We start from the raw sequence: 15,560 nt of genomic DNA, 5'->3' as shown, positions 1-15,560 counted from the left end.
AGATGAAGCTGTTTTAATTATAGAACTCGCCCCCCGCCATGACGGCGGCCTGCCTCAGGGGCGGTGCTCGCTGCGGGGGTGTTCGAGGGTCTGAAGAATGATGGCGTGCAGCGTTTCCGCATGGTGGCGCAAAACGAGAAAGACATCGCTATCCAGAGCGCCATTTATAACATCCGCTTCCATAATCTGTAAGGCCTCCTGCCAGGCCATTCCTTTACGATAAGGGCGATCTTCGGTCAGCGCGGTGAAAATATCGGCGATAGAGATAATACGGTCGGCGAGGGTCAGATGATCTTTTTCGAGATGCAGAGGGTAGCCGCTGCCGTCCAGTTTTTCATGGTGATTCGACGCCCAGTTAATGATGTCGCCGAGCTCGCTGTAGTCGCTGAGGATCTCGCCGGTCATATAGCTGTGCTCGCGCACCTGGTTCAGTTCGTCCTCATTCAGTTCGCCCTCTTTTTCGAGGATGGAAAGCGGGATAGAGATCTTGCCGATATCGTGCAGATAGCCGGCAATCTGAATTTGCTGGCAGATGGGCTCCGGCAGTTGCATCCAGCGGGCAAGCTGGCGGGCGATTTCCCCCACCATGATGCTATGGGTGGCGGTAAAGCTGCTGTAGGTGTCGACAATTTTGGCAATCAGCAGGCAGATATCTTTCAGACCATGAATATCCAGATACAGCGTGTTGATGGGACCAATAATTTCCAGCAGCCGTTGAATATGGCCGGGATGAAGGTGCTGCCAGAAGTTCGCATTTTCAGCGACCTCGCACAGCATATCGCACAGCGGCGGATCGATCTCCCGGTGCAGGGAGACGAACTGTTCCACCACCGCCCGTGTGGGCCAGCCGGCCACGTGACTCCCGGCAGGCAGCAGCCGTTCAAAGGCATCGGCGAAATAGACAATATGCTGTTCGCGGCTACCCCGGTGGTCCGGGCTAAAATGGTGATCGCGAATGAAGGGGACAATGGGCAGAAAGGTCACTAACCCTTCCAGCATCGCCGCCCCCTGGCGCTGATGCGGATCGTGGATGTTATCGATGGCATCCAGCGAATGAATGGTGCGTTTATCTCCCAGCACGCCGATATCGTGCAGCAGCGCGGCGCAAAAAATGGTCTGCTGCCGCTCGGCAGGCAGCCCCAGCCTTTGCGCCAGCGTCAGGGCGATTAAAGCCGTTCGTTGCATATGCTGGTGCAGTTCAGGGTTAATGATCTGAATGACTCTGGTCGTCAGCATTAGCGCTGATTTCAGGGCAATACGCATTTCTGTTCTCCGTACGCGTTACCTGGCGGGCAAAAATGACCTCGCGGGTGACGGAAGTGTCGATAATCTGATCGCAATGCGTGTTGTGTAGTTGGCTGCTGAACAGGTTAATACCCAGAATGTATCAGGTTCATAGCGCTGCCCGATTCAGAGCCTGCCGTGCACCAGATTTGGGCGATGTTGATGCGAGAACCTTATTATTGTCTGATAGTTAACCATTTCCCCCCCAAAAAATAAATAAATTCTGGCAAGCCCTTTGCATTAAGCAAGCGTTAGTTTGATTAATGTCTATGAAGGGAGTGACCTGTATGAATTTTAGAGCATTACTTACCATTGCGTTACTGACGATGAGCAGTCTGGCATTTAGCGAGACGCGTCTACCGCATATCGTTATTTTAGCCACCGGCGGGACAATTGCCGGTTCGGCGGCCAGCAATACCCAGACAACGGGTTATAAAGCCGGGGCGATTGGGGTGCAGACGCTGATTAACGCCGTGCCGGAAATGAGTAAAATCGCCCACGTCGAAGGCGAGCAGGTGGCGAATATCGGCAGTGAGAATATGACCAGCGACATTATCCTGGAACTCTCGAAGCGGGTGAATGCGTTATTGGCCCGGGATGATGTCGATGGCGTGGTGATCACCCACGGCACGGACACCCTCGATGAAACCCCTTATTTCCTCAATCTGACGGTCAAAAGCAACAAGCCGGTGGTCTTTACCGCGGCGATGCGTCCGGCGACGGCGATCAGCGCCGACGGGCCGATGAACCTGCTGGAAGCGGTCACAGTCGCCGCCGATCCTGATGCCCGGGGTCGCGGGGTGATGGTGGTGCTGAACGACCGCATCGGCGCGGCGCGCTTCGTCACCAAAACCAATGCCACTTCGCTGGATACCTTCCGGGCGCCGGAGGAGGGCTACCTTGGCGTCGTGGTGGGCGGAAAACCCCAGTTCGAGACGCGCGTGGATAAAATTCACACCCTGCGCTCGGTGTTCGATGTCCGCCAGCTGAAGACCCTGCCGAAGGTGGTGATCATTTATGGTTATCAGGACGACCCGGAGTATATGTACGACGCGGCGATCGCCCATCATGCCGACGGTATTATCTACGCCGGAACCGGGGCGGGGTCGGTGTCGGTACGTAGCGCTGCGGGCATCAAAAAAGCGCAGCAGGCGGGCATCGTGGTGGTTCGCGCCTCCCGTACCGGCAGCGGCGTCGTGCCGCCGGATGACAGCCAGCCTGGGCTGGTGTCCGACTCCCTCAACCCAGCGAAAGCGCGTATTCTGTTGATGACTGCGCTGACGCAAACGAAAGATCCACAGCTGATCCAGCAATATTTCCACACCTACTGATCCTCTGCGGCCAGGGCGTCGCTCACGCCTTCGCTGCGGTTTGCCCCACAGTGACCCGATGTCGGGTCACTGTCCGCGCTAAACGCCGCGCTTTATGCGTATAAGGCGTAAAGAAATATTTTTTTTACGGCGGGTGAGGGCGGTATTAAAGTGCAAACAACTGGCAAGACGCTTATTTTTAAAGCATCTTTAAATAAGTCTATTCTTAATTATTCCCTTAAGGCGATTTTAATATTCCTTATGCCGACGGATAAAAAATGTTTCACTCTGAAGCTGGAGTGCTTTAATTCTTTCGCGGTACAGACGACGATCTTGTGGACGCGGGCATGCTGTGGGGCGCGTGGCTGAGCGGGCTCAGTCCCCGGCAGACAAGGCGTCCTCGCGGCGGGTTTCGGTTATGCCTGTTAGTAACGCTGATGATTAGCGTGAAAATGATATGCACGATGAATATATTAAGAAGAGGATAAGATTTAAGTTTACATTTGGTAACATTTGTGCCGCAATTATGTTTTTTTGTCAGCAAGCTGTTTTTTACTTGCCGGAGGGAATTTCAGCGGATTAGTATTGTCGAACTTGCTGTACGTACCGCCTAATGATGATAAATGGATTCTGTTTTCCTTAAGCGTTACCACATAATTAATGTTTACAGGAAAAATCATGGCCTGCGTATTTAATAAACAACTTTTACACCCGCGCAACTGGCTGACCTGGTTTGGGCTCGGCATCCTCTGGTTAATCGTGCAACTGCCTTATCCGCTGCTGCATTTTATTGGCACCAGCGCGGGTCGCCTCTCCCGACGCTTTCTCAAACGCCGCGAACATATCGCCCGGCGCAATATTGAGCTCTGCTTCCCGGACATGTCGCCGGCGGCGCGCGAGACCCTGATCGATCAAAACTTTATGTCGCTGGGAATGGGGCTTATCGAAACCGGCATGGCCTGGTTCTGGAGCGACGAGCGGGTCAAAAAATGGTTTGATGTCGAAGGATTTGCCAACCTTAATCATGCGCTTAGCGGCGGCAAAGGGGTGATGGTGGTCGGTGTGCACTTTATGTCGCTGGAGCTGGGCGGGCGCGCGATGGGGCTGTGCCGTCCAATGATGGCCACTTATCGTCCGCACAACAGCCCGCTGATGGAGTGGGTGCAAACCCGTGGTCGCCTGCGTTCGAACAAAGCGATGATCGATCGCAACAACCTGACTGGTCTGGTGCATGCCTTAAAATCAGGCGAAGCGGTGTGGTTTGCTCCCGACCAGGATTACGGTCCTAAGGGCAGCGTGTTTGCGCCGTTTTTCTCTGTCCCACAGGCGGCGACCACCAACGGCACCTATGTCCTGTCCCGTTTATCGGGTGCGAAAATGCTGAGTATCAGTATGGTGCGCAAGCTGGATCGCCAGGGCTACAGCCTGCATATTAGCGAAGTAATGAATGATTATCCGGGTGAAGATAAGCAGATCGCTGCCGGCTATATCAACAAGGTGATCGAGCGCGAGATTTTGCGTGCCCCCGAGCAGTATCTGTGGGTGCACCGTCGTTTTAAAACCCGCCCGCTGGGTGAACCTTCCGTCTATTAACCTTCCCGCACAGGCTGCGCTTTCAAAATCCCGACAGTTGGGGTAACGTGAGCCGGATCATGTTTTAGTCGTGCGCGAAGGAGTGCAGAGTGTTCGCTGAGTTTGGTGTTCTGAATTATTTGACCTACCTGGTCGGGGCGGTGTTTATCATCCTCGTTCCTGGCCCTAATACGTTTTTTGTGCTGAAGACGGGCATTGCCCACGGCGTGAAGAAAGGCTATCTGGCAGCGGCGGGCGTCTTTATTGGCGACGCGGTGCTGATGTTTCTGGCCTTTGCCGGCGTGGCGACGCTGATTAAGACCACGCCGGTGCTGTTTAACGTCGTCCGCTACCTCGGGGCGATCTACCTGCTGTGGCTGGGGGGTAAAATGCTCTACGCGGTGCTGACCCAGCGCGATGGCCAGGCCGACGCCAGCGCGGAGCCGGCGAGCGCGATCCTCAAGCGCTCTCTGACCCTGAGTCTGACCAATCCGAAAGCGATTCTGTTCTATGTGTCGTTTTTCGTGCAGTTTATCGATGTCAACGCCAAAGCGCCCGGCGTGGCGTTCTTTATTCTGGCGCTGACCCTCGAGGTGATTAGCTTCTGCTATATGAGCTTTTTGATCCTCTCCGGCTCGTTTGTCACCCGCTACGTTAAAACCCGCAAGAAGCTGGCCAAACTTGGCAACAGCCTGATTGGTCTGGTTTTCGTTGGGTTCGCCGCGCGCCTGGCTACCCTGCAGTCCTGATCCCCTCGGGCCGGTTACCCGCTGACCGGCCCGCCGTCTCTTATTCTGCCCTGTAACAAAAACCCTTCATTTTTTATTGCATTGGTGTTACATATACAGCCGTTTATCGCTCAGCAAAAAGGAAGCCCCGATGATTCTGCAAAAACTCCTCAGCAATAAAAACTGCAAAAAATACTGTCTGTCGCTCGCGGCGGTGTTTGCTATCGCGCTGGCGGTGGTGGGGCGGGCGACCTTCGGGGGCGTGGTGAGCGAGTACAATATGCCGTACTCAGAGTGGACGACGTCCATGTTCTTCCTGCAGGGCGCGATGGTGACGGTTTACAGCATTGTCTTTACCGCGCTCTTCGCTATCCCCCTCGGCTTTATTTTCCTCGGCGACGAGCGCCAGGATTAAGCGTCAACGGGCGAACCGCGGTTCGCCCTGTCTTTTCGGCTCATCAACAGCCTGAAGGATTAATCATCGTCATGATAGTGATGATGGTGGTGATGGCGATGGGCGTGGTACCCATCGTCAATAATGCATCCCGATAACAGCGTGCACAGCGCAATAATCAACGGTAACACGATCGGTTTTTTCATCCCTTACTTCTCCCGCTATTCTGCTTTCCCCGGGGCAGAGAATGCCGCGGTGGATAACGTGAGTGTAAAGGGTTAACTTGTTGATGGGATAGGATAACTCCGCAATATCGCCGCCGCGATCACCACCAGCCGAACTGGCTGCCGGCCACCGCCACGATGGCGACAACCAGCATAATAATGGTGCTTTTTTTCATTATGCCCCACCCGGCGCCGCATAGCCGCCGACAAAAAACCAGCCGAGAAAGACGACGGCGATGATAAAGATCGCCACCGGGAAAAGAATACCCAATTTCATGATAGTGTCCCTGTACCCACGAATGATGCCCTGCATGATACTGGATATCGCGGTACTTTAGTCAATATGAATGAAATTCTCCTGACGGCGGGACTTCTTATCCTGGTACATCGCCTCATCGGCGGCGCGTAAGGCCGCTTCAACATCGATACTCTGCGGATCGCAGATGATCACCCCGAAGCTGGCGCCCTCATAGTCGATACGCTGTTCGCCGAGGAAGTAGACGCCGCACAGGGCCTGGCGCAGGGTCGTGACATACGCCTGCTGCGCGGCAGGTTGCTGGGCACTACCGACGATCAAAAACTCATCGCCGCCAAGGCGGCCAACGATATCCTCGCGGCGCGCGACGGCGGTGAGTCGTTCGCCGACCTGTACCAGAAAGCTGTCGCCGCACGGATGACCGAACCGATCGTTAATGGCTTTGAAACCGTCGAGATCGATAAAAATCAGCGAGACCTGCTGCTGCTGGGCGCGGGCGGAGGCAAAGCGTAGCGCCAGCTGCTTAAACAGCGCACGGCGATTAGGAAGCTGGGTGAGCTCATCGGTCGACGAGTGCAGCTCCAGCGCGACGTTAGCCGCCTGCAGCTGTTGCACCAGGGTGTCTTTTTCCACGTAGTGGGAAATGAGCTTCGCGAACAGGCCCATCACCTGTTCACCTTCGAGATTATAAGGTTGCTTCTGTCGGCTGGTGGCGCAGAGGGTACCGAACAGCGAGCCATCGGCCAGGCGGACGGGAATGCTTAAAAAGGTGGCGATCCCCAGCTCCTGGGCGGCGATGCAGGAGTGCCAGCGATGGGCCACGTCGTTGCTAAACGTGCACTGGTCCTCAAGGGCGCGTTTGCACAGGGATTCATCCCAGGGGACGGAGAATCCTTCCGGGATCTGCATTTCGCTGCTGTTATGGGCGAACATCACCTGCTGCCGCTGGGCGTTGATATCGATGCGGGTAAGATAGGTGGACTCCATTCGGGTCACCGCCTCAAGCATCTCCAGCAGCTGGCGCACCAGGGTTTCCAGGGACTGTTCCGCAGCGAGGGTTTGCGACACCCGGGCAAGAATAAAATCTGACATGAATAATACAGCTCCAGCACGCCAAACGTCACCCCAGCATAATGGGCTGCAAACGGACATCAGCGTCGAATAAACAGTGATATTTTTAAATTTATCACATCTGTTTGGGGAATACTTGTCCACGCGGCAGGAAAAAAAGCCCCGTCGGGGGCGACGGGGAAAAACTCATTGATTATGGAATGATCTGTTCTCTGGTCAGTTCGAGAACAGGGGCTACTCTACGGGGGAAAAGTGCAGGCAAGATGGAGAAAACGTGGAGATTCAGGCTAAAATCCCCGGGCATTCAGGAAAGGGAGGAACGATGAAAAAGTTACTGGCTATTCTGCCACTGGTATTAGCCGGCTGTGCCCAGCCGCAGTCCACCGCGCCGACGAAAACCATCGGCATGGCCAATCCCGCGTCGGTGTACTGTCAGCAATCCGGCGGTACCCGGGTGCCGGTGCAAACGCCGCAGGGCGTTAGCACCCAGTGCAAACTACCCAGCGGCGAAACCCTCGACGAGTGGGCGCTGTGGCGCCGGGATCATCCGGCTAAATCGTAACCGGCAGGGCCGCCAGCCAGGCGGCCAACACCCGGGCATGATTCTGCTCGGTGTTCTTCGCAGCGTACAGCAGCGTCAACGGCTGGCGCTGCGCCAGCGCCGCCAGCCGCAGGCCCGTTTCACGATGGGTGTCGAGCTCCTGGCGATAGCGCTGGCTGAAGTGGGCGAAATCGATCGCCTCCCCGTGAAAGGCTTTTCGCAGCTCAGCGGAAGGCGTTAACGCCTTACACCACTCATCACAGGCCAGCGCCTCTTTTTTAATCCCCCGCGGCCAGAGACGGTCGACCAGCACCCGGTAGCCGTCGCTGCTTTCCTGCGGGTCATACACCCGTTTACATTGAATCATCATCCTGCTCCCTCTGTGCCATCCAGGCGAGCAACTGCGGGATTTGCCCGTCGGAAAATACCGTGATGCCGTGAGCGCGCAGCAGATCGGCCGCGACCCCGGCGCCCGCTTTGCGTCGTCCGCGAAAGGAGCCGTCATAGACAAACTGGCTGCCGCAGGTAGGGCTGCCATCGGTGAGTAACGCTGCCTGACAGCCCGCTTCCCGGGCGGCGCTGAGCGCCAGCCAGGCGGCCAGCTGGTAATGTCCCGTGACGTCGCGGCCGTCGCTTTCCACGATCCGCGCCCGCCCGGCAAGGACATCTCCACCTGCGCCGCCGACGATCTCCGCCGGCAGACGGGGCGTGGACAGACCGGCCGCCAGCTCCGGGCAGTGGATCACCAGCCGCCCCGTCTGCTGCCAGCGGGACAGCGTCGCCGCCAGCTGTGCCTTCTCGCTACCGTTATACCGCACCTGGAATCCCATCAGGCAGGCGCTGACCAAAAGCTTACTTTTCATCCTTTCTCCCTTTCACGCTTGCTCCAGTATACCTTACCCGCCGGCGGGGGCGGTGGGGCGAAAATAAGGATTGTGTTCCACTGGAGGGATCGCTATCCTGACGTGCCTTGTGCTGCTCGTCTCGTCCAGACATAAGGAACCTGCTATGAAAACCCCTTTACGCCTCGCCCTCGTCGGCGATTATCACCCCGATATTGTTGCCCATCAGGCCATTCCCCTGGCGATAGACGATGCTGCCGCCGTGCTGGAGCAGCCGGTGAAATATGACTGGCTCGCCACCCCATCGATCGTCTCCGGCGAGGCGCTGGCCGAGTACGATGCCGTCTGGGTCGTTCCCGGTAGCCCGTATCGTCATCCGCAGGGGGCCTTTACTGCGATCCGCTATGCCCGCGAAAACGGCATCCCTTTCCTCGGCACCTGCGGCGGCTTTCAGCACGCGGTGATTGAATACGCCCGTAACGTGCTCGGCTGGCAGGATGCCGGTCATGCGGAAACTGACAGCGAAGGGCGGATGGTGATCGCTCCCCTTAGCTGTTCGCTGGTGGAGACCTCCGCCGTCGTCGAGCTGCGGGCGAATACGCTGATTGCCCGCGCCTATGGCCGGGAGAGCATTGAAGAGGGCTACCACTGCCGGTACGGGGTGGACAGCGCGTTTGCCGGTGAGCTGGAACAGGGCGATCTGCGCGTCACCGGCTGGGATGAAGAGGGTGAGATCCGCGCCGTCGAGCTGGTGACGCACCCGTTTTTTGTCGCCACGTTGTTCCAGCATGAACGCCACGCGCTGGATGGGCGTCCCTCGCCGCTGGTACAGGCGCTGATTCGCGCCGCGGCACAATAAACCCACCGGCAGCGGGCGCTGCCGGTCATCTTCAGGAATGGATTTCCCGGTCTCGTCCGGCGAGGGCGCCGCAGACCGCCATCACCAGCGAAATCAGCGCCACCGCCAGCAGCGGAATATGCCAGTCGCCATTAGCATCGTGGATCTTACCCATCAGCGGCGGCCCGCAGGCGGCCAGCAGATAGCCGACGCTCTGCGCCATCCCTGACAGCGCCGCGGCCTGGTGCGCCGAGCTGGCGCGCAGGCCGATAAACGTCAGGCCGAGGATCATGGTAGCTCCGGAGCCAAAGCCGAACAGCAGCGTCCAGCCGATCGCCAGCCCTGGCAGCAGCCACAGCCCGGCGGCGCTGATGGCGCACATCAGGGCGACCAGCACCGCGATCCCACGCTGGTCGCGCAGCCGATGCAGGATCAACGGTATCGCCAGACCTGGCGCGGCGGTCGCCAGCTGCAGCAGGCCATGCAGCGAGCCGGCCTGCGCTTCGCTATAGCCCATACTCTGTAGAATCGACGGCAGCCAGCCGATAATCACGTAATAGACCAGCGAGTTGATGCCGAGGAACAGCGTCACCTGCCAGGCCAGCGCCGACCGCCAGATCCCCCGATTATGCATGGCGCCTGAGCCGGTCAATGGCGCCTCCGCCCGGTGCCGGGACTGTGGTAGCCAGCTGAGGATTGCCAGCAGCGGGAAGACCATCAGCAGCAACAGCGCGCCGCGCCAGCCGAATCCGGCCATTGCCACGGGAACCACCAGCGCCGAGCCGAGCGCCGCCGCGCCGCCCATCGTCAGGGAATAGGCGCCGGTCATCCGCGCGACATGCTGCGAGAAATCGCGTTTAATCAGCCCGGGCAGCAGGACATTGCCCAGCGCAATACCGCAGCCGATCACCGCCGTGCCGATAAACAGCAGTGCAGCGGAGGGCAGGGAGCGCAGGGCAATGCCGGCGCAGATTAGCAGCATCGCCAGCAGCAGGCTGCGTTCCATGCCGAACCGGCGGGCAACTCCTGCCGCCAGCGGCGAAACAAGGCCAAAGGCCAGCAGCGGCAGGGTAGTGAGTAGCCCGGTCTGCGCGGTGGTCAGGCCATAGTCGCTACGAATCGCGTCCAGCAGCGGCGCCGCGCCGGTAAAGACCACGCGCAGGGTAGTGGCGATGAGCAAGATACCGGCAATCAGCAGCGCGGGGCGGCGGCCGGTAGAGGAGATCACAGAAGACATATCATTCTCAAGGTAACTAACGAGGGGGTTACGATAGCGACTTTGTCCTCTGTTTAAATCAAGCTAAAATGACAGATTATCGCTAATATCGGACAACATGATGATCGGACTGGGTCTGGATGGTTATGAACCGGACAGTGGCCACGAATCGGCCATTGCCTTTCGTATTCAGGTGGTGGAGGCGGAGCAGTATATTCCGGCGCATTCTCACCGTAAGGGGCAGCTGATCCTCGCCCTGCACGGCGCCTTGACCTGCGAGGTGGAGAACGCGATGTGGATGGTGCCGCCGCAGTATGCGGTGTGGGTCCCGGGACAGCTTTCCCACAGTAACCGCGCCACCCCCGGCGCCCAGGTGTGTTTCCTGTTCATCGAGCCGGGCGCCGCGCCGATGCCGGACCGCTGCTGTACGTTAAAGATTTCCCCACTGGTGCGGGAGCTGATCCTCACCCTGGCGGAACGCGGCGGGGAGTTGCTGGCCGCCCCTGCCACGGCCCGGCTGGTGCAGGTTCTGTTTGATGAGCTGCCCCGGCAGCCGCAGGAGCACCTGCAGCTGCCGGTATCAAACCACCCGAAAATTCGTCAGATGGTGACGATGATGGCCGAGGATCCGGCGCGCTGGCAGACCCTGAGCCAGTGGGCGGCGGTGTTTGCGATGAGCGAGCGCAATCTGGCCCGCCTGGTGGTGCGCGAAACGGGGCTGAGCTTTCGCCGCTGGCGCCATCAGCTGCAGCTGATCCTCGCGCTGCAGCTGCTGATCCGCGGGCAGACGGTGCAGCAAACGGCTCAGGCGCTGGGCTATGACTCCACCACCGCCTTCATCACCATGTTTAAAAAAGGACTCGGACAGACGCCGGGCCGCTATCACGGCAGCCTGGCTACGACTTCCCAATAAACAATGAGATGATCCCGGCGGCAATCAGCGGTCCGACCGGGACGCCGCGAAACAGGGCGACGCCGAGTACCGTGCCGACCAGCAGCCCGGCCACCAGATGCGGCTGGGTGCCCATCAGCGCTACGCCGCGCCCGCCGAGCCACGAAACAAACACCCCGACCGCAATCGCCAGCAGTGATTTCCAGTTCATAAAGGAGTGGATCAGCGTCGAGGGCGGCAGCGTACCGCTGGCGATAGGCGCCATCACGCCGATGGTTAAAATAATGATCCCGACGGTCAGCCCCTGTTTCTCAATCCAGGGAAAGAAGGTGTTCAGCGGTGTAACGCGCACGATAATCAGCACGAGGATAGAGATCGCTACGGTGGTGTTATGGCTGATAAAGCCGAGCGCCGCCAGACCCAGCAGGATCAACAGGGTGGTATCAAACATGTACAGAGGTCCTTGCCAAAAAAAGAAAGCCAAAAAATATCCCGCTTACTCTACGCATCGTGGCGTGAATAAACAGGATTTTCACGCCATGCGGCGAAAATCAGGGCGGATGCCCGGTTAGCTAAGGCGGCGAAAGGTCGCGATCTCCGGTCGGGCGATATGTAAATAATCCTCGGTATCGAGAATGATCGACCGGTCCAGGCGTCCGGCGTTAAAGGCGATTTGTGGAAAGCGCTCAAACAGCAGCGGGTCGGCCACCAGCCGCAGCGCCGGATGGAAGCTGAAGGGGGGAATGGCGCCGAACACGCAGGCGGTGAGGGCATCCACTTCCGCCGGACTGGCCAGCGAGGCTTTGCTGCCGCCGATATGCCGGGCCAGGCTGGCGAGATCGGCCTGCTGATCGGCGGCGAGGATCGCCAGCACATGCTGGTTGACGCCGTTTCCTTTTACTTTACAGACTAGCGCTTTTGCGCCCTGGCCAAGCGCGGTGCCGCGGATCGCCGAGACGGCTTCGCACTGGCCGACCGCGTCGTGCGCCATCACCCGGTAGCGCGCCTGGTGTTCGTCGAGCAGCGCGCACAGGCGCTGGTGGATATTACCTTCTACTGCTTCAAGCATAGCGTCCTCCTGACATCATCAAGCCGCCAGCTTAGCGCTGTTGCGTCAGCCTGCCAACGGTGGGCCGGGAAATTCACCATTCGCTCATTATTGCTTCACAGTGCTGTGGTGCAATCTCGCAGGCGCAGACGAGTTTTGTAAATAAAAAAAAGAATGATTTTCATTTTCAATCGAACTTTTTTTATTTCGCTCAGTCTCTATCGGACGACACAGAATATTAATAATTGCCGTAATGAGGTTAGGATGATGCACGATGCAACCATGCAGGGTTCCCCACGCAAGAAGTTTAATAAAATAAGGGAGCTCAACAGACGGCGGAATTACTTTACTAAGAAAGTACGTAATGCCCTGCGGGTGGGAGTGGCGAAAGCGCTCTGGGACCGCCGACGCCGGCAGCCGGTGGATTTGTCGTCCGCGAAAACTGTCTTACTCATGCGTAATGAGGGGGCGGTCGGCGATGTGGTGGTGGATTCCGCGCTGGTAAAATGCCTGCATCAGTCAGGTTATATCGTTGATTTTCTGCTGACGACCTCTAACAGCCAGGTGATGCGCTATAACCCGCGGATCCGCCATATTTATGAAGCTGAGCCGGTCAATTCCGCTGATTTTTTGCGTAAATTTAACCATAACGTTCCCCGCGACGTCATTAATGAACTGGCTAATAATAAGTACGATATTATTATTGACCCTTCGCTGTTCGATATTCCCGTGCATCGCCTGCGGCTTTTTCGACAAATAAAAGCCAAATCAGTACTCGGGTTTAATAAATGGCCATCGATTAAACATTACTCTCACTCTTTTGATTTTGACTGCCAGCGCTGGCACGTAACGAAGACGTTCGCGTTGATCGCCGACTATCTCCAACTGGACACCCGCGCTCTGGACACTTACGACCTGGCGGTGCCCGGGCCGATTATGCAGGAGGTGGCGCAGTATCTGGCGTCGCTGAGCGGAAAAGCGGTAGTGATTAATATTTTTGCCGGCCATGCCGACCGGAGTCTCTCCCAGACGCAGCTGGCCGAACTGCTCGACAAGCTGCGGGCTCGCCATCCGGGGCTGGCGGTTATTCTGCTCGATCACCGGCGTGAGATCCGCATCTCGCTGCCGCCGGAGGTGGTGATTAATCCGTTTAACACGCTGCACCATGCGATGGCGCTGATTGCCCAGGCGGAGCTGATTATCTCTCCGGACACCTCGGTGGTGCATATGGCGGCGGCGTGGAACAAACCGCTGATCGCGGTCTATAAGGACGTTCTGCTCAATAACCGGCTGTGGGCCCCGGGCTATGACAACGCCAGGCAGATCATTGTTAAATGCGGGAAGGTCCATCAGCATCGCGAGCTGGTGGATAGAATTATAGCGGCGCTACCGGAGACGCTGTGAGGGCGATGAGGGGAGGCTGGTAGGGCTCACCTGCTGGCCGTATGCAAGAGCCTGCAGGTGAGCGAAGGTTGCATTGCCAGTCTGCAACCGCCGCTATTGTACTGTTGCCCGCAGCTCTGACACATCCGGGAAAGCTCTTAAAGAGATGGCCACCGCCAACGACGGGCGGCATCACTCTTCAGTGAGCCACATATCCGCTTCTTCAAACATCTCCTGCACCGTACGGCTGATCAGCTCTTTTTCATGCTTGCTGGCGTCGGTGTTGATCGCCGGAAGCGTCATCATCGGCTTCACCCGCACTTCCGCTTCCGGGAAAATGCGCTGCATGCGTTTGGTCAGTTCGTTAAGAATGGCCTCTCTGGCACCCGGCAGCCCGGCAAAATTGCGCTTGTCATAAATCAGTTCCACAAACATCTTCTGTCCTCTGTATGCTGATCGCGGGCGATAGTTTTACTGTATTAATGTACAGTGTCAAGCGAATGCCGCGGTGCTGCTCATCCGCAACCTCGTGCGGGAGAGGGTTGCGCGCAAAAGCAGCACCTCGTCCGCCGGCGGTCAGGCAGGCCTCACTGACGAGCGGAGGGGATTTCCGCGCTGCAAAGGCGTTATCGCTGATTGCGTAGGCCTGGTAAACGCAGTGACCTTCACCCGAAGCGATGTCATTACCTGCGTACATTCATTTCGCGACGGGTAGGTCTGAATATCGGGTGGTGTAAGCCGGGGAAAGCATTTCACGCTTCATCGCCCAGGATTTTTCGATCCCCTGACCGGCAAACCAGACCTTTCCTTTCCCGGATTGATTTAATTGGTCGATAACATCCATTAACGCAGCACTATTTTTGCGCGGAGCGTTATCGTCAAATAAGTTTAGCTGCGCTATGCCATTACTGAAGAAATCAGCAAGCATAACACCGGCTTTCATATATCGATAACCATCAATCCAAATTCTCTGCAGGCAGTTTGTGGCACAATTTATAATGTCACGGGTATCATTAGACGGCGTTAATAGCTTCATTGACGCTTGGTTGCCATAATATGTTTCATTAACGGCGTGCGGACTCGTCCGGACAAATACGCTAACGAAGCGGCAAAATTGATGCTCACTGCGTAATTTTTCTGCTGCTCGCTCAGCATAGGCGCAAATGGCTTGATGCATATCTGAATACTGCGTTACCCGGTTGCCAAAAGAGCGACTACAAATAATCTGTTGTTTTGTTGGGGAAAATTCTTGTAGCTCAAAACATGGCTCACCACGCAGTTCGCGAACGGTCCTTTCCAGCACCACATTGAAGTGCTTTTTTATGACCCATAATGAGCTTTCTGCCAGATCCAGAGCGGTATTAATACCCATTAAATTAAGTTTTTTACTCATTTTTCGCCCAACGCCCCAGACCTCTTCAACAGGGACAAGGGCGAGTAGCCTGCGTTGGCGCACAATATTGGATAAGTCGACAACGCCGCCCGTGCCGCGCCATGTCTTGGCGGCATGGTTAGCGAGCTTGGCTAATGTCTTGGTTTGCGCAATACCTACGCCCACCGTTAAGCCAGTATTTTTCAATACGTTAGTTCTTATTTCATGGCCGAAGGTGGATAAGGGGACGCAATTCATTACTCCGGATAAATTAATAAAGGCTTCATCGATGGAGTAGATTTCTATTGATGGAGACATTGCCGTGAGCGTTTGCATAACACGGTCACTGAGGTCGGCATAAAGCGCATAGTTAGAACTGAAAAAATGAACACTGGAATAATAAGGGTTATTTTTTATTTTAAAGAAAGGTTCGCCATTTTTTATACCGAGGGATTTTGCTTCGGCAGAGCGAGAAATAATGCAGCCATCGTTATTGGACACGACCACAATAGGCTTCCCCTTTAAATCAGGGCGAAAAACCGTTTCACAAGAAGTATAGAAATTATTGACATCGACGAGGGCAAACATA

Annotated in this window: 20 protein-coding genes and 1 pseudogene; 8 read left to right on the top strand and 13 right to left on the bottom strand. The window is 56.7% G+C overall.

Annotated features, from left to right (window positions below; genetic code table 11):
* Positions 1–54: 54 nt before the first annotated feature.
* Positions 55–1,263 carry an HD domain-containing phosphohydrolase gene (locus tag R0140_RS17165; protein WP_032754049.1) on the bottom strand — a complete coding sequence of 403 codons (1,209 nt, stop codon included), beginning with the start codon at positions 1,261–1,263 and terminating at the stop codon, positions 55–57.
* 308 nt (positions 1,264–1,571) lie between these two features.
* Between R0140_RS17165 and fraE the strand changes: the two genes are divergently transcribed.
* The 4 genes from fraE to R0140_RS17145 all read left to right on the top strand — a co-directional run bounded on the left by fraE (position 1,572) and on the right by R0140_RS17145 (position 5,309).
* Positions 1,572–2,615, top strand: coding sequence for a fructose-asparagine asparaginase (gene fraE / locus R0140_RS17160; protein ID WP_012542131.1), 1,044 nt, complete (start codon positions 1,572–1,574; stop codon positions 2,613–2,615).
* Between the two features lie 657 nt (positions 2,616–3,272).
* Positions 3,273–4,187, top strand: coding sequence for a kdo(2)-lipid IV(A) palmitoleoyltransferase (lpxP, locus tag R0140_RS17155; RefSeq protein ID WP_008807690.1), 915 nt, complete (start codon positions 3,273–3,275; stop codon positions 4,185–4,187).
* Positions 4,188–4,276: 89 nt separating this feature from the next.
* Complete coding sequence (gene leuE / locus R0140_RS17150) at positions 4,277–4,915, top strand: leucine efflux protein LeuE (RefSeq protein WP_004203730.1); 639 nt, start codon at positions 4,277–4,279, stop codon at positions 4,913–4,915.
* A gap of 130 nt (positions 4,916–5,045) precedes the next feature.
* Positions 5,046–5,309 carry a DUF2534 family protein gene (locus tag R0140_RS17145; protein ID WP_004203731.1) on the top strand — a complete coding sequence of 88 codons (264 nt, stop codon included), beginning with the start codon at positions 5,046–5,048 and terminating at the stop codon, positions 5,307–5,309.
* A 59-nt stretch (positions 5,310–5,368) separates the two neighbouring features.
* Here R0140_RS17145 and R0140_RS17140 read toward each other — a convergent pair whose 3' ends face one another.
* The 4 genes from R0140_RS17140 to R0140_RS17130 all read right to left on the bottom strand — a co-directional run bounded on the left by R0140_RS17140 (position 5,369) and on the right by R0140_RS17130 (position 6,860).
* Positions 5,369–5,494, bottom strand: coding sequence for a hypothetical protein (locus R0140_RS17140; protein ID WP_012542130.1), 126 nt, complete (start codon positions 5,492–5,494; stop codon positions 5,369–5,371).
* A 119-nt stretch (positions 5,495–5,613) separates the two neighbouring features.
* A complete protein-coding gene (locus tag R0140_RS27835) occupies positions 5,614–5,667 on the bottom strand; it encodes a hypothetical protein (protein ID WP_219725096.1) in 54 nt (17 codons plus the stop codon).
* Positions 5,668–5,687: 20 nt separating this feature from the next.
* The gene (locus R0140_RS17135; RefSeq protein WP_004150782.1) at positions 5,688–5,789 is read right to left on the bottom strand and encodes a YoaK family small membrane protein; all 102 of its coding nucleotides are present in this window, start codon (positions 5,787–5,789) and stop codon (positions 5,688–5,690) included.
* A gap of 57 nt (positions 5,790–5,846) precedes the next feature.
* Positions 5,847–6,860 (bottom strand): sensor domain-containing diguanylate cyclase, encoded by a 1,014-nt coding sequence (locus tag R0140_RS17130; protein WP_023297404.1) that lies wholly within the window; start codon positions 6,858–6,860, stop codon positions 5,847–5,849.
* A gap of 301 nt (positions 6,861–7,161) precedes the next feature.
* Between R0140_RS17130 and R0140_RS17125 the strand changes: the two genes are divergently transcribed.
* Positions 7,162–7,401, top strand: coding sequence for a putative hemolysin (locus tag R0140_RS17125; protein WP_008807687.1), 240 nt, complete (start codon positions 7,162–7,164; stop codon positions 7,399–7,401).
* Here the strand turns inward: R0140_RS17125 and R0140_RS17120 are convergent.
* Entirely contained in the window at positions 7,391–7,729 is a 339-nt protein-coding gene (locus R0140_RS17120) for a DUF488 domain-containing protein (RefSeq protein WP_162493323.1), read from the bottom strand. The genes R0140_RS17125 and R0140_RS17120 overlap by 11 nt on opposite strands.
* A 4-nt stretch (positions 7,730–7,733) precedes the next feature.
* Entirely contained in the window at positions 7,734–8,243 is a 510-nt protein-coding gene (locus R0140_RS17115) for a 2-thiouracil desulfurase family protein (RefSeq protein ID WP_012968516.1), read from the bottom strand.
* Positions 8,244–8,388: 145 nt separating this feature from the next.
* On the opposite strand from R0140_RS17115, the gene R0140_RS17110 reads away from it, so the two are divergent.
* Positions 8,389–9,081 (top strand): CTP synthase C-terminal region-related (seleno)protein, encoded by a 693-nt coding sequence (locus tag R0140_RS17110; RefSeq protein ID WP_012968515.1) that lies wholly within the window; start codon positions 8,389–8,391, stop codon positions 9,079–9,081.
* A gap of 31 nt (positions 9,082–9,112) precedes the next feature.
* Here the strand turns inward: R0140_RS17110 and R0140_RS17105 are convergent, their stop codons facing one another.
* A complete protein-coding gene (locus R0140_RS17105) occupies positions 9,113–10,288 on the bottom strand; it encodes a CynX/NimT family MFS transporter (RefSeq protein ID WP_162494479.1) in 1,176 nt (391 codons plus the stop codon).
* A gap of 106 nt (positions 10,289–10,394) precedes the next feature.
* Here R0140_RS17105 and R0140_RS17100 point away from each other — a divergent pair, with 106 nt between their 5' ends.
* Complete coding sequence (locus tag R0140_RS17100) at positions 10,395–11,189, top strand: AraC family transcriptional regulator (RefSeq protein WP_008807682.1); 795 nt, start codon at positions 10,395–10,397, stop codon at positions 11,187–11,189.
* On the opposite strand, the gene R0140_RS17095 is transcribed toward R0140_RS17100, so the two are convergent.
* The 3 genes and pseudogenes from R0140_RS17095 to R0140_RS17085 all read right to left on the bottom strand — a co-directional run bounded on the left by R0140_RS17095 (position 11,173) and on the right by R0140_RS17085 (position 12,489).
* Complete coding sequence (locus R0140_RS17095; protein WP_008807681.1) at positions 11,173–11,619, bottom strand: DUF441 domain-containing protein; 447 nt, start codon at positions 11,617–11,619, stop codon at positions 11,173–11,175. The genes R0140_RS17100 and R0140_RS17095 overlap by 17 nt on opposite strands.
* A 117-nt stretch (positions 11,620–11,736) precedes the next feature.
* On the bottom strand, positions 11,737–12,237 hold the full coding sequence (locus tag R0140_RS17090) for a YbaK/prolyl-tRNA synthetase associated domain-containing protein (RefSeq protein ID WP_008807680.1): 501 nt from the start codon (positions 12,235–12,237) through the stop codon (positions 11,737–11,739).
* A gap of 95 nt (positions 12,238–12,332) precedes the next feature.
* A pseudogene (locus tag R0140_RS17085) lies at positions 12,333–12,489 on the bottom strand (hypothetical protein).
* Between R0140_RS17085 and R0140_RS17080 the strand changes: the two are divergent.
* Positions 12,484–13,620 carry a glycosyltransferase family 9 protein gene (locus tag R0140_RS17080; RefSeq protein WP_162822960.1) on the top strand — a complete coding sequence of 379 codons (1,137 nt, stop codon included), beginning with the start codon at positions 12,484–12,486 and terminating at the stop codon, positions 13,618–13,620. The pseudogene R0140_RS17085 and the gene R0140_RS17080 overlap by 6 nt on opposite strands.
* A gap of 171 nt (positions 13,621–13,791) precedes the next feature.
* Here R0140_RS17080 and R0140_RS17075 read toward each other — a convergent pair whose 3' ends face one another.
* Both R0140_RS17075 and umuC read right to left on the bottom strand, forming a co-directional pair.
* Positions 13,792–14,034, bottom strand: coding sequence for a DinI family protein (locus R0140_RS17075; RefSeq protein ID WP_002901096.1), 243 nt, complete (start codon positions 14,032–14,034; stop codon positions 13,792–13,794).
* 262 nt (positions 14,035–14,296) lie between these two features.
* Positions 14,297–15,559, bottom strand: coding sequence for a translesion error-prone DNA polymerase V subunit UmuC (gene umuC / locus R0140_RS17070; protein WP_012968510.1), 1,263 nt, complete (start codon positions 15,557–15,559; stop codon positions 14,297–14,299).
* Position 15,560: the final 1 nt, after the last annotated feature.

Origin of the sequence: Klebsiella sp. w6, from assembly GCF_033100215.1 — a bacterium.
GTDB lineage: Bacteria > Pseudomonadota > Gammaproteobacteria > Enterobacterales > Enterobacteriaceae > Klebsiella > Klebsiella variicola.
The sequence above is the reverse complement of the archived record's forward strand: the minus strand, read 5'-3'. Positions and strand labels throughout refer to the sequence as shown.